The organism is Litoreibacter arenae DSM 19593, from assembly GCF_000442275.2.
Lineage (GTDB): Bacteria > Pseudomonadota > Alphaproteobacteria > Rhodobacterales > Rhodobacteraceae > Litoreibacter > Litoreibacter arenae.
Genome location: NZ_KE557306.1, coordinates 713,391 through 726,143 on the forward strand (window position 1 = coordinate 713,391; position 12,753 = coordinate 726,143).

15 protein-coding genes, 1 other RNA gene and 2 pseudogenes are annotated in these 12,753 nt (G+C 62.4%); 12 read left to right on the top strand and 6 right to left on the bottom strand.

Going from position 1 to position 12,753, the window contains the following annotated elements; genetic code table 11:
- Positions 1-27: 27 nt before the first annotated feature.
- Together THALAR_RS03655 and THALAR_RS03660 are read right to left on the bottom strand one after the other, a co-directional pair.
- On the bottom strand, positions 28-390 hold the full coding sequence (locus tag THALAR_RS03655; RefSeq protein ID WP_021100134.1) for an antibiotic biosynthesis monooxygenase family protein: 363 nt from the start codon (positions 388-390) through the stop codon (positions 28-30).
- Positions 387-710, bottom strand: a complete 324-nt coding sequence (locus THALAR_RS03660; RefSeq protein ID WP_021100135.1) for an NIPSNAP family protein — start codon at positions 708-710, stop codon at positions 387-389. The genes THALAR_RS03655 and THALAR_RS03660 overlap by 4 nt, the downstream gene beginning before the upstream one ends.
- A gap of 126 nt (positions 711-836) precedes the next feature.
- On the opposite strand from THALAR_RS03660, the gene THALAR_RS03665 reads away from it, so the two are divergent.
- Together THALAR_RS03665 and THALAR_RS03670 are read left to right on the top strand one after the other, a co-directional pair.
- Positions 837-1,511, top strand: coding sequence for an ArsR/SmtB family transcription factor (locus THALAR_RS03665; RefSeq protein WP_021100136.1), 675 nt, complete (start codon positions 837-839; stop codon positions 1,509-1,511).
- A 15-nt stretch (positions 1,512-1,526) separates the two neighbouring features.
- Positions 1,527-1,706: a hypothetical protein gene (locus THALAR_RS03670; protein ID WP_021100137.1), complete on the top strand. Its 180-nt coding sequence runs from the start codon at positions 1,527-1,529 to the stop codon at positions 1,704-1,706.
- 11 nt (positions 1,707-1,717) lie between these two features.
- On the opposite strand, the gene ssrA is transcribed toward THALAR_RS03670, so the two are convergent.
- Positions 1,718-2,069: a transfer-messenger RNA gene (gene ssrA / locus THALAR_RS18010) on the bottom strand.
- Positions 2,070-2,208: 139 nt separating this feature from the next.
- Here ssrA and THALAR_RS03675 point away from each other — a divergent pair.
- A complete protein-coding gene (locus THALAR_RS03675; protein WP_021100138.1) occupies positions 2,209-2,511 on the top strand; it encodes a chorismate mutase in 303 nt (100 codons plus the stop codon).
- Here the strand turns inward: THALAR_RS03675 and gdhA are convergent.
- From gdhA to THALAR_RS03690, 3 genes are all read right to left on the bottom strand, one after another.
- Positions 2,508-3,857, bottom strand: a complete 1,350-nt coding sequence (gdhA, locus tag THALAR_RS03680) for an NADP-specific glutamate dehydrogenase (protein WP_021100139.1) — start codon at positions 3,855-3,857, stop codon at positions 2,508-2,510. The two genes, THALAR_RS03675 and gdhA, sit on opposite strands and share 4 nt — an antisense overlap.
- 163 nt (positions 3,858-4,020) lie before the next feature.
- Positions 4,021-5,064, bottom strand: coding sequence for an extracellular solute-binding protein (locus THALAR_RS03685; RefSeq protein WP_021100140.1), 1,044 nt, complete (start codon positions 5,062-5,064; stop codon positions 4,021-4,023).
- A gap of 88 nt (positions 5,065-5,152) precedes the next feature.
- Positions 5,153-5,872, bottom strand: a complete 720-nt coding sequence (locus tag THALAR_RS03690; RefSeq protein WP_021100141.1) for a FadR/GntR family transcriptional regulator — start codon at positions 5,870-5,872, stop codon at positions 5,153-5,155.
- A gap of 107 nt (positions 5,873-5,979) precedes the next feature.
- Between THALAR_RS03690 and THALAR_RS03695 the strand changes: the two genes are divergently transcribed.
- The 9 genes and pseudogenes from THALAR_RS03695 (at position 5,980) to THALAR_RS03730 (ending at position 12,708) form a co-directional block, all read left to right on the top strand.
- Positions 5,980-6,717: a DUF2182 domain-containing protein gene (locus tag THALAR_RS03695; protein ID WP_040817641.1), complete on the top strand. Its 738-nt coding sequence runs from the start codon at positions 5,980-5,982 to the stop codon at positions 6,715-6,717.
- Positions 6,718-6,733: 16 nt separating this feature from the next.
- Positions 6,734-7,375: a DUF1326 domain-containing protein gene (locus THALAR_RS03700; RefSeq protein ID WP_021100143.1), complete on the top strand. Its 642-nt coding sequence runs from the start codon at positions 6,734-6,736 to the stop codon at positions 7,373-7,375.
- Positions 7,372-7,878 carry a DinB family protein gene (locus THALAR_RS03705; protein ID WP_021100144.1) on the top strand — a complete coding sequence of 169 codons (507 nt, stop codon included), beginning with the start codon at positions 7,372-7,374 and terminating at the stop codon, positions 7,876-7,878. The genes THALAR_RS03700 and THALAR_RS03705 overlap by 4 nt, the downstream gene beginning before the upstream one ends.
- Complete coding sequence (locus THALAR_RS03710; RefSeq protein ID WP_021100145.1) at positions 7,878-8,135, top strand: hypothetical protein; 258 nt, start codon at positions 7,878-7,880, stop codon at positions 8,133-8,135. The genes THALAR_RS03705 and THALAR_RS03710 overlap by 1 nt, the downstream gene beginning before the upstream one ends.
- A gap of 3 nt (positions 8,136-8,138) precedes the next feature.
- Entirely contained in the window at positions 8,139-9,239 is a 1,101-nt protein-coding gene (locus THALAR_RS03715) for a dimethylsulfoniopropionate demethylase (RefSeq protein WP_021100146.1), read from the top strand.
- A 12-nt stretch (positions 9,240-9,251) separates the two neighbouring features.
- Positions 9,252-10,205: pseudogene (locus THALAR_RS03720) on the top strand (MDR family oxidoreductase); the annotation flags it as partial.
- Positions 10,206-10,209: 4 nt separating this feature from the next.
- Positions 10,210-10,467 (top strand): annotated as a pseudogene (acuI, locus tag THALAR_RS18770) (acryloyl-CoA reductase); the annotation flags it as partial.
- 174 nt (positions 10,468-10,641) lie between these two features.
- Positions 10,642-11,040: a universal stress protein gene (locus THALAR_RS03725; protein WP_245622341.1), complete on the top strand. Its 399-nt coding sequence runs from the start codon at positions 10,642-10,644 to the stop codon at positions 11,038-11,040.
- 30 nt (positions 11,041-11,070) lie between these two features.
- Complete coding sequence (locus THALAR_RS03730) at positions 11,071-12,708, top strand: BCCT family transporter (protein ID WP_021100149.1); 1,638 nt, start codon at positions 11,071-11,073, stop codon at positions 12,706-12,708.
- Positions 12,709-12,753 lie beyond the last annotated feature (45 nt).

Here is a 12,753-nt window from a genome sequence, read left to right on the forward strand (position 1 = left end):
GCAGGGTGCCTCGGGCGGGCGCGTGGGTCAAGCCCTGTAGGGGCAGCCATGGGCCTCGTTGCTGTCTGCGGGGGCCTGATCGCGCCGCTCGTCCAGCCCGTAGTCGCGGATAACCGAGCCGATGCGCAGGCGGTAACCCTCGAATACGCCGCTGCGGCCTGCCTTTTGGGCCGAGCGATGCTCGGACAATGTGCGCCAGTTGGCAAGCGCGTCTTCGTCGCGGAAGAAGCTCAGCGACAGCATCTTGGACGGGTCGGTGATCGACTGGAACCGCTCGACCGAGATGAAGCCGTCGACCTGCTCCAGCAGCGGGCGCAGGTCGGCGGCGATGTCGAGATAGGCGGTTTTCCGGCCCTCGGCGGGGATGACTTCGAAGATGACGGCGATCATGCGGGGCTCCCATGTGGTGCGCTTGCCAGCTTCAGGAAGGTGCGGTCCTCGCGCAAGATGAACTTTTCGGTCTGGGCGAATTCGTAGTTTTCACGGCCCAGCGGATCGGCGGCAAGGCGGGCGCGATAGGCTTCGTAGTCGGCAAGCGAGGGGATGTTGTAGACGCCGTAGGCCAGCGTCGAGGAGCCTTCGTGCGGCGCGTAGTATCCGATCAAATCCGCCCCGTTGCGCGGGATGGCCTGACCCCAGTTCCGGGCGTATTGCTCGAACTGGGCGCGTTTGGTGGGGTCGATCTGGTAGCGGATGAAACAGGTCAGCATTGGGGTATCTCCTTTTGCCCTGTTCTAGCCTGCCTGCTGACGTGAATGGTTCGGCACAGGCCGAACTATGCTTGCAATTTCATGTCGCCCATGGTTCGGTCTACCCCGAACCATGGAGTGCAGAACATGAAAGACGGCCCCGACATTGCCCGCATCGCGAACCTCATCGGCGACCCCGGTCGCGCCAACATGCTGGCCGCCCTGATGAGCGGCAAGGCCCTGACTGCCGGAGAGCTGGCGAGCGAGGCGGGGATCAGGGGGCAGACCGCCTCCGGCCACCTGACGCGGCTGGAGGAGGGCGGGCTGATCCAGCGGGACCGGCAGGGGCGGCACCACTATTTCCGGCTGGCCGATGGCGACGTGGCGCAAGTGCTGGAGGCGCTGATGGGGCTGGCGGCCAAGAACGGCCAGCTGCGCACCCGCACCGGCCCGCGCGATCCGGAACTGCGTCATGCAAGGGTGTGCTACAACCATCTGGCTGGCAATTTGGGGGTGCTGCTTTACGACGGGCTGAAGGCTCGCGGCGTACTGGTGGGCGAGGGCGACGACATAGCGCTCAGCGATGCGGGGCGGGCCGAGATGGCGGCGCTTGGCATCGACCTGTCGGCCAAATCGCGCAGCCCCGAGTGCAAATCCTGCCTCGACTGGTCCGCGCGGCGGTCGCATCTGGCGGGGCGGCTGGGGCGTGGCATACTGGATCATATGTTTGCCCAAGGCTGGGCCTCGCGGCCCGAAGGCACGCGCATCGTGCGGTTTACCGGCTTGGGCGAGGCGGCGTTTCGCAAGGCGTTTAACTTTTGAGAAGGAAAACAACTCATGATCAAATACATCTACCCTGACGGAAGCCATTGCTACCGTGCCTTGCACAGCACCCATGCCGTCTTCCGCGATGAGCAAAACCGTCTGATCGCGCGAGCGCGTAAGACGGAGGGCAACTACTATGAATTCGAGATCGCCGGCTTTGAGTTGCTGGAGACGGGTGTAAAGTATGACTGATGGGGGGAATTAGCGCAGGTTTCTGTTGCCAGGTACCTGCAAACCCCGCCTTAAGCTGCTAGGCCTAAGGGCTTAAGTTTTCAATAGTTCCGACTGCTTACGCAGCCATCGCCATTGGAGCTTTGTTGTCGTTTGCAACTAGCTTTAGTGTACCGATAACGGTGGTAACTCACCGAGACAAAGCAAACCCCTTTAGACGTCCGTCGATCCTATTTCGACCCCATGGTCCCCAAACGAGGGAGTATTGGTGGAGTCGCCGGGTACCGCCCCCGGGTCCGATCCGCTTATTACGAGCGCGTTTATGTCCATAGTCCCCGAAGAGACATCCCATATATAGGAGCCGCTGCTGCACATTACAATCACCGTGACCAGCGCCGCCCGCGATTTTTGGACGGCTCCGGGGCAGGACAAAATGTCCGATGCCGCCAGCGGGCCTGTGCTCTGCCGGTCCCGCATGTCATAAGGTGCGACGTGCGATCAAGACCACCTCAAGAGGCCCAGAATGACCAGCTACAAACCGGCGCAGGACTGCAACTCGATGGCGGAGCTGCGTTTGGAGATCGACGCGATCGACATGGCGCTTGTGGACTTGCTGGCGAGGCGCGCGGGCTATATCGACCGCGCGGTCGATTTGAAGCCGACGGAAGGGCTGCCCGCGCGTATTCCCGCGCGGGTCAATGAGGTGTTGGCCAATGTGAGCAAACGCGCCGCCGAAAGCGGCCTCGACCCCCAGCTTGCCGAAACCCTCTGGACCGAGCTGATCGAGTGGTCGATCCAGCGCGAAAGCGACACGCTGGGGGGCTAGATCACGCCCATCGCCCGCATCGCGTCCGCCACCCGCACGAAGCCTGCAATGTTGGCACCAAGGACATAGTCCCCGGGCGCGCCGTATTCGTCGGCCGTCTCGTGGCAGGCCGCGTGAATGTTGGTCATGATCTCTTCGAGCTTGCTTTCCGTCTTGGCGAAGGTCCAGCTGTCGCGGCTGGCGTTTTGCTGCATCTCAAGGGCGGAGGTGGCGACGCCACCGGCATTTGCGGCCTTGCCCGGCGCGAACAGAACCTTTGCTTGCTGGAACAAGTGCACGGCCTCGGGTGTGCAGGGCATGTTGGCGCCTTCGGCGACGGCGATCACGCCGTTCTCGACCAGCGTCTTGGCGTCGCTGCCGTTCAATTCGTTCTGGGTCGCGCAAGGCAGGGCGATGTCGCACGGCACGTCCCAGATTTGCCCGCCCGCGACGTAGTGGGCCTTGCCGCCCCGCAACTCCACATATTCGGAAATGCGGCCGCGCTTGCCCTCCTTGATCTGCTTTACAAGGTCCAGATCGATGCCGTCTTCATCCACGACATAACCGGCGGAATCAGAGCAGGCGACGATTTTGCCGCCGAAGGACAGGACCTTCTCCATGGCGTAGATCGCCACGTTGCCGGAGCCGGAGACGATGCAGCGCATCCCCTCCATATCCTTGCCCTGCTGGGCCAGCATGGAGCGCACGAAAAACGCGGTGCCGAAACCCGTCGCTTCCTTGCGGGCGCGGGAGCCGCCATAGGCCAGACCTTTGCCGGTCAGAACCCCCGCCTCGAACCGGTTGTTGAGGCGCTTATACATCCCGAACATATACCCGATTTCGCGTGCACCCACGCCGATGTCACCTGCGGGCACATCGACATATTCGCCGATATGGCGGTGCAGCTCGATCATGAAGGACTGGCAGAAGCGCATGATTTCGCGGTCCGACTTTCCTTTGGGATCAAAGTCGGAGCCACCCTTGCCGCCGCCGATGGGCATGCCGGTCAGGGCGTTTTTGAACGTCTGTTCAAAACCCAGGAACTTGATGATCCCGACATTCACCGAAGGGTGGAAGCGGATGCCGCCCTTGTAGGGGCCAAGGGCCGAGTTGAACTGGACCCGGAAGCCGCGATTGATCTGCACCTGATCCTTGTCGTCGATCCACGGCACGCGGAAAATGATCTGGCGTTCCGGCTCGCAGATGCGTTCGATCAAGGCTTCGTCGGAATATTCCGGATTTCGCGTGATCACACGACCCAGACTTTCCAGCACCTCCCGCGCGGCCTGGTGGAATTCCGGCTCGCCTGCGTTGCGGTGCAAAACGGTGCTGAGAATGGGCTGGAGCTTTTCGTCGATGGCGTTCACGGGCAGATTCTTTCAATGTATTTATTCAACGTCACCACGCCAGTTTTGTCCCCTATGCGCAATGGCAAAAGGTGAGACATATTCTCGCGTCGTGCGGCTCGGTCGGTGAAGAAAGCTGAGGGAATGTGCGGCAGCCACCTTGTCCGGTGGCTGCCTTGTTTTTTTAGAATCCGGCCTGAATGCGCTCGAAGGCTTCGGATTGCTTGTCACGCAACTCGCGCGACATGGGCAATTGTGCCAGCAGCGGGCCGGAGGCCTCGCCCAGACCGGCGGCGTCCAACTCCTCGGCACTGATCGACGCCAGTGCGGCGGCATTGGCGTGGCCGAAGCCTTGCGACAGCAGGGCCTCGGTGGTTTCGGGCGCCAGAATCGCGTTGATGTAGTCATATGCCTTGTCTTCGGAGCCCTGCGCGTCCTTCATGTTGACGTAGCCGCACAGCCAGACCGAGCTGCCCTCCTTCGGGGAACGCTCGAACGCGATGGGACGGCCTTCCTCCTTCATGGTGGGATAGGTTTCGTTCCATGCCCACGAGATCAGCACCTCGCCAGACGCCATCAGCTGCGACAGTTCCGCGGGGTCGGTCCAGTAGGTGCGCAGGTTGCCATGCGCCTGACGCAGCCAGTCGGAGGCGGCCTCGAATTGCTCGTCACTGGCGTTGGTCCAGTCCGACGTGCCGGTGGCGAGATAAGCAAGCGCGTAGGCGTCGTCCACGTTATCGGGGATCGACAGGCGACCGGCATATTCCGGCGACAGGAACACGTCGAGGGTGGACACGGTCTCGGCAGAGATTTCATCGGGGTTGTAGGCAATCGCCGTGGTGCCGAAATCGGTGGGGACGAAATAGACCTCGGAGGTTTCGGTGACCTCCTGGCCCATCAGGGTCGCGTCGATATCGGTGATGGCGGGGATCTTGCTGACGTCCCAAGGCTCGACGATGCCAGCCTCGATCCACTTGTTCACGGAGCCGGAGCATACATGCGTCACGTCGGTCTGAAAGCCGGAGACGATCTTCTGGAACGCCTCTTCCTCGTCACCGAAGAACGCGAAAGTGGGGGAGTCGCCATGCGCGGCGGAGTAGGGGATGTGGAAATCGGGGTTTTCGAAGCCCGAATAATCGAAGACCAGAAGCTCCGGATCGGCGGCCAGCGCGGCGGTCGCGGTCAGAGCGGCGGCACTGGTGCCGAGCAGTTTGGTGAGGCGTGTCATTAGGGCAGTCTCCCGATTGAAAATAAGCGATATTGGGAGCGGAGCGTAGGCGAGGCTTAGACCCTCGGCAAGCCGAAAAAACAGTGGCCTAGCGGCTGGCCATGACGTCATCGGCCAGCGACATCGTGTAAGCCTCCAGCGTGCTGAGCGCGGCGTCGGCCTGCGTCGCGTCACGGGCCTCCAGCGCGTCGGCGATCTGGCTGTGCAGCGCCACGATCCGCTCGCGGGATCGGGCGGTGAAGGTGATCATGTTCATCAGCGGCTGCATCGCCTCGACTGCGCCCGCCAACTGGTAGGACATCACCGGATTTTGCGCCCCGTCGACCAGCGCGCGGTGGAACGCGATGTCGGAGGCGCAGAACGCTTCGTCGCTGAGGCCGGGTTGGGACTGGCGGAAGATTTCCGCCCGCATGGTTGCCAGATGGTCGGGGCTGCGGCGCTGCGCGGAAAGCTGGGTGCAGGCGCGCTCCAGCGCGAAGCGGGCTTCGCAGGCGGTGACGATAGAGACCTCGTTCATCGACAACAGCAGCGTGGATGTGGTGATCTGCTGGGCGTAGGCATCGGGGTAGGTGAGGTGGTTGACGAACGCCCCGCCCGTCGCCCCGCGCTGCGTGCGGATCAGGGCTTGGGCGGCCAGCCGTTTCAGCGCCTCGCGCACGGTGGGGCGGGAGACGTTGAATTGCTCTGCCAGCTCGGCCTCCGAGGGCAGGCGTGCGTCCACGATCAACTCCCCCGCGATGATGGCGTCGCGGATGGAGGCGGCGATCTGGGCCGACAGATCGGCAGGCTTGTTTGCGGAATTTTTCATCGGCCCCGTTCGGAATATCAATTGTCAGACATATAAAACTCTGACAACCTACCCTAACAGTTGGAAGCAGGGGCGCAACGCGGATGTGGGCGGATCGGATCAGGGCGATGACGGGGGCGCATTGGCTGGCGCTGTTCGGGCTGATCGTGCTGTCATGGGGTGCGCTCTATGCCATGTCGGTCCCGCCGGAGCTGCGGCTGCTTGAGCAAGTCTATGGCCGCGACTTCTGGGTTGCGCTGTGCACCATCACCCCCGATGCCGCCGGGTATTTGCGTATGGTGCTGATGTGGTCGCTGATGTCGGCGGCGATGATGGCCCCCACGGTTCTGCCCGCTTTGGCCACCTATGACGACCTGTCCCATGTCAGCGACCGCGCGAATTTCGGCGCTTTGGTCGGGGGTTATCTGGGCGTTTGGTTCGGCTTTTCGGCGCTGGCCGCAGGCTTGCAGATGGCTTTGTTCCAAGCGGGCCTGATCGGCGCGTTCGGGGATAGCCTGTCGGTGTGGCTGTCTGTGGCGCTTCTGGCGCTGGCGGGGCTCTACCAGTTCTCGCCCCTGAAAGAGGCCTGCCTGAGCAAGTGCCGCCAGCCGATGACATTCTTCATGCAGCATTTCGACGAAGGCCCGTGGCGCAACGGCGTGCGCCTTGGCTTGGTCTGCCTGGGCTGCTGCTGGGCCTTGATGCTTCTGGCTTTCGTCGGCGGCGTGATGAGCCTTGCCTTCATGGGCCTCGCCACCGCGATCATGGTGCTGGAAAAGCTGCCTGATCTGGGGCGATATATAACGAAACCTTTGGGGGTGATCTTGCTGCTGTCGGCGGCAGGCACCCTCGTGAGCGCAATTTAAGGGAAAGGACACCACTATGGCGTTGGACACACAAGAGCTTGGAACTGTTCCGTGGAACATCAAGGGCGAGCTTATTCTGAACTGCAACTGCACCGTGTTTTGCCCCTGCGTGGTGTCGCTGGGCAAGCATCCCCCGACTGAGGGCTACTGTCAGGCCTGGCTGGGCATCCGCATTGACGAGGGCCATTACGGCGACGAAGACCTGTCCGGCATGGCCGTCGGCATGTTGATGGACATTCCCGGCAATATGGGGCGCGGCAACTGGAAGGCGGCGGCGTTCATCGACGATCAGGCCAGCGACGCGGCCTATGCAGGGCTGGAGGCGATCCTGTCCGGCGCCGCCAAAGGCACCACCGGCCTGTTCCGGATGCTGGTGGGCGAATATCTGGGCGCGGAGCGCGCGCCGGTGTCGTTCACCAATGAAGGCAATGTCCGCCGCCTGATGGTCGGCAAGAAGATACAGGGCGAGGTCGTGCCGGTCTCGGGCAAGGACGGCAAGGACATGGTGATCACCAACACCGAATACTGGATGGGGCCGGATATCACCGTGGCCACCGCCAACAAGGGCAAGGTGCGGGCGTTCGGGCGGGTCTGGGACTTCGACGGACGCTCTGCCGAGATCTGCCAGATCGACTGGGGAGGACCTGCGCCAAAATGATTACCGTCGAGTATTGCCGCATGATGGCCCGCTACAACGCGTGGCAGAACCGCGGGCTGATGGAGGCGATGAAGTCGCTCAAAACCGCCGAGCTGACGAAGGACCGCAAGGCGTTTTTCGGCTCGATCTTCGGGACGGCGAACCATTTGCTGTGGGCCGACCGGCTGTGGATGTCGCGGTTCGACGGCAGGTTGGCCCCGAAAGGGGGCATTGCGGACAGCACGACCTTGCATGACAACCTGCAACTCTACCTTGGCGACCGGATGCGCACCGACGCGCAGATCACCCGATGGGCGGCGGGGCTGAAACAGATCGGCCTCTACGGCCCGCTGACATGGTATTCCGGTGCTGCGGGGCGACAGATGAGCGAGCCGAAGGCGGTTTGCATCACGCATTTCTTCAACCACCAGACCCACCATCGCGGCCAAATCCATGCGATGCTGACGGCGGCGGGCCATAACCCCGGCGACACGGATCTGGTGTTCATGCCGGATGACGCCTGATGCCTGTCGTGCTGGTCGCCCTGCTGGCTATCGCCGGTTTCATCTGGTGGAGCTGGGGTCGCAAGCGGGCGGGGGACGAGGTGTCCTACCGGCTCGACAAGCTGCTGTTCCGGCGCAAGCCGTGCAAGTGGCAGCCCACGGGCAACGGCAAGGGCGCTTTGAACGAATTTCGCTGCGATACCTGCGGGGTGTCGGCCTATAGCCGCTCGGCCAAGGGGCCGGTCGACTGCAAACGCAACCTCAGAGGGGGTCTGTAGCACATGGCCACGATCGCACCATCGCGCCGCGTACGCCGGACGCCGTTCTCGGACGGGGTCGAGGCGGCAGGCGTCAAGGGATACACCGTCTATAACCATATGCTGTTGCCGACGGTGTTCCGCTCGGTCGAGGGGGATTACCACCACCTGAAATCCGCCGTGCAGGTCTGGGATGTCGCCTGCGAGCGTCAGGTGGAACTGCGTGGCCCCGACGCGGGACGGTTGATGCAAATGCTCACCCCGCGCGACCTGCGGGGGATGCTGCCGGGGATGTGCTACTACGTGCCGACGGTGGATGAAACCGGCGGCATGCTGAACGATCCGGTGGCGCTCAAGCTGTCGGATGATCGCTATTGGGTGTCCATCGCGGATAGTGATATGTTGTTGTGGGTCAAAGGGTTGGCCTACGCACTTCATCTGGATGTGATCGTGGACGAGCCGGACGTCTCCCCCTTGGCCATTCAGGGGCCTCAGGCGGACGCATTGGCCGCGCGGGTGTTCGGCGACGGGGTGAAAGACCTCCGCTTCTTCCGCTACGGCTATTTCGACTTTCAGGGTCACATGATGCTGGTGGCGCGGTCCGGCTATTCCAAGCAAGGCGGCTTCGAGATTTATGTCGAAGGGACCGAGAAAGGCATGCCGCTGTGGAATGCGTTGATGGAGGCGGGCCGTGATCTGGACGTCCATGCAGGCTGCCCCAACCTGATCGAGCGGATCGAGGGCGGGATGCTGTCCTATGGCAACGATATGACCCGCGACAACACCCCGCATGAATGCGGGCTGGGTCGGTTCTGCTCGACGCAAACCGCCATCGGTTGCGTGGGGCGCGATGCGCTGCTGCGGGTGGCCAAGGAAGGCCCCGTGAAACAAATCCGCGCGCTCAGCATTGAGGGAGACATACCGCCCTGCGACCGGCTGTGGAAAATCACCGCCAAGGACAAGGTGATCGGGCAGGTCACTTCGGCGGCGAAGAGCCCCGATTTCGGCACCAATGTCGCCATCGGCATGGTGCGGATGACCCACTGGGACGATGGCACGCAGGTGCAGGTGGAAACGCAAGACGGGCCGCGCATGGCGACGGTCTATGAAGAATTCTGGATTTAGAGGAGAGAGCCCATGTTTAACGCACTGATCGTCGAAAAGGATGAAGAGGGCAAGACAAGTACCTCTGTCCAAAGCATTTCCTTGGATCGCCTGCCGGAGGGTGAGGTGACGGTCGCGGTGGAATACTCCACCGTGAACTACAAGGACGGGCTGTGCATCGGGCCCGGTGGCGGCTTGGTGCGGAACTACCCGCATATTCCCGGCATCGACTTCGCGGGCACCGTCGAGGCGTCGGATGACGACCGCTACAAGCCCGGCGACAAGGTGGTGCTGACCGGCTGGCGCGTGGGCGAGGCGCATTGGGGCGGCTACTCCCAGAAGGCCCGCGTGAAGGCCGACTGGCTGGTGCCGCTGCCTGATGGCTTGGACACACGGCAGGCGATGGCGGTGGGCACGGCGGGCTTCACCGCGATGCTGGCGGTGATGGCGCTGGAGGATCACGGCATCAAGGACGGCCCTGTGCTGGTTACGGGGGCCGCAGGCGGTGTTGGCTCGGTGGCGACGGCCATTCTGGCTAATCTGGGCCATGAGGTTGCGGCAGTGACGGGGCGGCCCGAGACGGCTGACTACCTCAAAAGTCTGGGTGCGACCCGGATCGTGCCCCGCGAGGAGTTGAACGAGACGACCAAACGCCCGTTGGAGGCCGAGACATGGGGCGGCTGCGTCGACGCGGTGGGCGGCGTGATGCTGGCCCGCCTGCTGGGGCAGATGAAATACGGCGCGTCGGTCTCCGCCGTGGGGCTGGCAGGCGGCGCGGCCTTGCCTGCCACGGTGATCCCGTTCCTGTTGCGCGGCGTGAACCTGCTGGGCATCGACAGTGTGATGCAGCCTTACGACAACCGCCTGCGGGCCTGGAAGCGGATTGCGAAAGACCTGCCGATGGACAAGCTCGACGCCATGGTTCAGCCCGCGACGCTGGCGGATCTGCCCAAGCTGGGCAAGGATATCCTGAAAGGTCAGGTCAAAGGNGGGGCTGGCAGGCGGCGCGGCCTTGCCTGCCACGGTGATCCCGTTCCTGTTGCGCGGCGTGAACCTGCTGGGCATCGACAGTGTGATGCAGCCTTACGACAACCGCCTGCGGGCCTGGAAGCGGATTGCGAAAGACCTGCCGATGGACAAGCTCGACGCCATGGTTCAGCCCGCGACGCTGGCGGATCTGCCCAAGCTGGGCAAGGATATCCTGAAAGGTCAGGTCAAAGGCCGCGTCGTCGTCGACGTGAACGCCTGACAAATCCTGTCGGGCGATCCGGTTGCGCTGCAACCCGCCCTCCTGTTACGGTTTTGCGAAGAGGCGGTCGGGCAATCGGCCCGCCGCCTCTAAAAGCATACGGAGATTCAACAGCTTGGGTCTGTCCCAAGTGGCGGTTTTCGAAATCAGGAGGGACCGATGTTTCACAAAATTATGGTACCGATCGACCTGGCCCATAGCGATAAGATGGGCAAATCCCTGCAATGCGCAGCGGAACTTGCCAAGACCCACAAGGCAGAGCTGTGCTTCGTTGGCGTAACGTCCAGCGTACCTGGCAAGGTGGCGCACAACCCGAAGGAATATGCGCAAAAGCTCGACACATTCGCGCAGGAACAGGGCAAGGCGCACGGCGTTCCGGCGTCGTCCCATGCGATGACCAGCCACGATCCGGCGGTCGATCTGGACAAGACCTTGCTGCGGGCCGTTGACGATACAGGCTCCGATTTGGTCGTTATGGCCACACACACACCGGGCTTCGGGGAGTACATTTGGTCATCGCACGGGGGCCATCTGGCCCAGCATGCGAAGGCGTCCGTCTTCTTGGTGCGCTGATAACAAAAGAAAAAACAGGGAGACCATTACATGGTCGATGAAACGGAATTTGAAGGAATCCGTCCGCCGGACGGGGAGTCGGATCTGATAGATACGGATTACGAGATCGGGCAGGACAACGTGGAAGGCTCCGTCGGGCCGTTCGGGTTCGACATCCACAACCCGGTATTCGCCATATCAGGCGTCGCCATCGTGGCATTCGTGTTCTACACGCTGGCCTTGCCGGAGCAATCGGGGGCCGTCTTCACATGGCTCTTCGGGGCGGTGACGAAGGGCTTTGACTGGTTCTTCATCGGCGCGGCAAACATCTTTGTGCTGTTCTGTCTGCTGCTGATCGTGCTGCCCTTGGGCAATGTGCGACTGGGCGGCAAGGAGGCAGTGCCGGATTATTCCTATGTCGGGTGGTTCGCGATGCTGTTTGCCGCCGGTATGGGCATCGGGCTGATGTTCTACGGCGTTTCGGAGCCGATGAGCCACTTCTCCAGCTCGTTTGGCGGCGTGGTCTCCGAGGGTGGCGCGCGCACCGACTGGGCTCCGCTTGGCGGTGCTGGCGGCGATCAGGACGAGGCCATACGCCTTGGCATGGCGGCGACGATTTTCCACTGGGGCCTGCACCCATGGGCAATTTACGCGGTCGTGGCGCTGAGCCTTGCATTGTTCACCTATAACAAGGGCCTGCCTTTGACGATCCGCTCCGCGTTCTACCCGATCTTCGGGGATCGCGTCTGGGGCTGGACCGGCCACATCATCGACACGCTGGCGGTGTTTGCCACGCTGTTCGGTCTGGCGACATCGCTGGGCTTCGGGGCCACGCAGGCCAATGCGGGGCTGAACGAGCTGTTCGGCGTGCCGATCGGTGGCACCACGCAGGTGATCCTGATTTCCGTCATTACCGCGATTGCGCTGATCTCGGTTGTGCGCGGTCTGGACGGCGGGGTGAAGATCCTGTCCGAGATCAATATGGGGCTGGCCTTCCTGCTGCTCCTGTTCGTGTTGATCGTCGGGCCGACTGTCGCCATCCTGACGGGCTTTGCCGACAGCCTTCTGGCCTATGTCCAGTATCTGCCCGGCCTGGCCAACCCCATCGGCCGTGAGGACACCAACTTCGTGCAGGGCTGGACCTCGTTCTACTGGGCGTGGTGGATCAGCTGGTCGCCTTTCGTCGGCATGTTCATCGCCCGCGTCAGCCGTGGCCGCACCGTGCGCGAGTTTGTGATCTGCGTTCTGCTGATCCCGAGCCTCGTCTGCGTGCTGTGGATGAGCGTCTTCGGTGGCACTGCCATCCAGCAAGTCGTGGTCGACGGCTACACCGCTGCGCAGGATGCACCGCTTGAGCTGAAGCTGTTCAAGATGCTGGACGAGTTGCCGCTGACCCAGATTACTTCGTTGATCGGGATCATTCTGGTGATTGTGTTCTTCGTCACCTCGTCGGATTCCGGCAGCCTCGTGATCGACACGATCACGGCGGGCGGAAAGATCGACGCGCCGGTGCCGCAGCGTGTGTTCTGGTGCATCTTCGAGGGCGCGGTGGCGATTGTGCTGCTGTTGTCGGTCGGCGGATTGAAATCGCTGCAATCCATGGTGATTTCGACGGGACTGCCGTTCACGGTGGTTTTGCTGATGATGTGCTGGGCGATCTTCAAAGGACTTCAAACCGAAGAGCGCTAGACGTAGCCCATTGAAAACCTTGAAAGCTCCGGCCACAGTGCCGGA

Excerpts from the sequence above, each read along its gene's own strand:
- THALAR_RS03655 (WP_021100134.1), bottom strand. The coding sequence starts at position 390 with ATGATCGCCGTCATCTTCGAAGTCATCCCCGCCGAGGGCCGGAAAACC.
- THALAR_RS03660 (WP_021100135.1), bottom strand. The coding sequence starts at position 710 with ATGCTGACCTGTTTCATCCGCTACCAGATCGACCCCACCAAACGCGCC.
- THALAR_RS03665 (WP_021100136.1), top strand. The coding sequence starts at position 837 with ATGAAAGACGGCCCCGACATTGCCCGCATCGCGAACCTCATCGGCGAC.
- THALAR_RS03670 (WP_021100137.1), top strand. The coding sequence starts at position 1,527 with ATGATCAAATACATCTACCCTGACGGAAGCCATTGCTACCGTGCCTTG.
- THALAR_RS03675 (WP_021100138.1), top strand. The coding sequence starts at position 2,209 with ATGACCAGCTACAAACCGGCGCAGGACTGCAACTCGATGGCGGAGCTG.
- THALAR_RS03685 (WP_021100140.1), bottom strand. The coding sequence starts at position 5,064 with ATGACACGCCTCACCAAACTGCTCGGCACCAGTGCCGCCGCTCTGACC.
- THALAR_RS03690 (WP_021100141.1), bottom strand. The coding sequence starts at position 5,872 with ATGAAAAATTCCGCAAACAAGCCTGCCGATCTGTCGGCCCAGATCGCC.
- THALAR_RS03695 (WP_040817641.1), top strand. The coding sequence starts at position 5,980 with ATGACGGGGGCGCATTGGCTGGCGCTGTTCGGGCTGATCGTGCTGTCA.
- THALAR_RS03700 (WP_021100143.1), top strand. The coding sequence starts at position 6,734 with ATGGCGTTGGACACACAAGAGCTTGGAACTGTTCCGTGGAACATCAAG.
- THALAR_RS03705 (WP_021100144.1), top strand. The coding sequence starts at position 7,372 with ATGATTACCGTCGAGTATTGCCGCATGATGGCCCGCTACAACGCGTGG.
- THALAR_RS03710 (WP_021100145.1), top strand. The coding sequence starts at position 7,878 with ATGCCTGTCGTGCTGGTCGCCCTGCTGGCTATCGCCGGTTTCATCTGG.
- THALAR_RS03715 (WP_021100146.1), top strand. The coding sequence starts at position 8,139 with ATGGCCACGATCGCACCATCGCGCCGCGTACGCCGGACGCCGTTCTCG.
- THALAR_RS03725 (WP_245622341.1), top strand. The coding sequence starts at position 10,642 with ATGGTACCGATCGACCTGGCCCATAGCGATAAGATGGGCAAATCCCTG.
- THALAR_RS03730 (WP_021100149.1), top strand. The coding sequence starts at position 11,071 with ATGGTCGATGAAACGGAATTTGAAGGAATCCGTCCGCCGGACGGGGAG.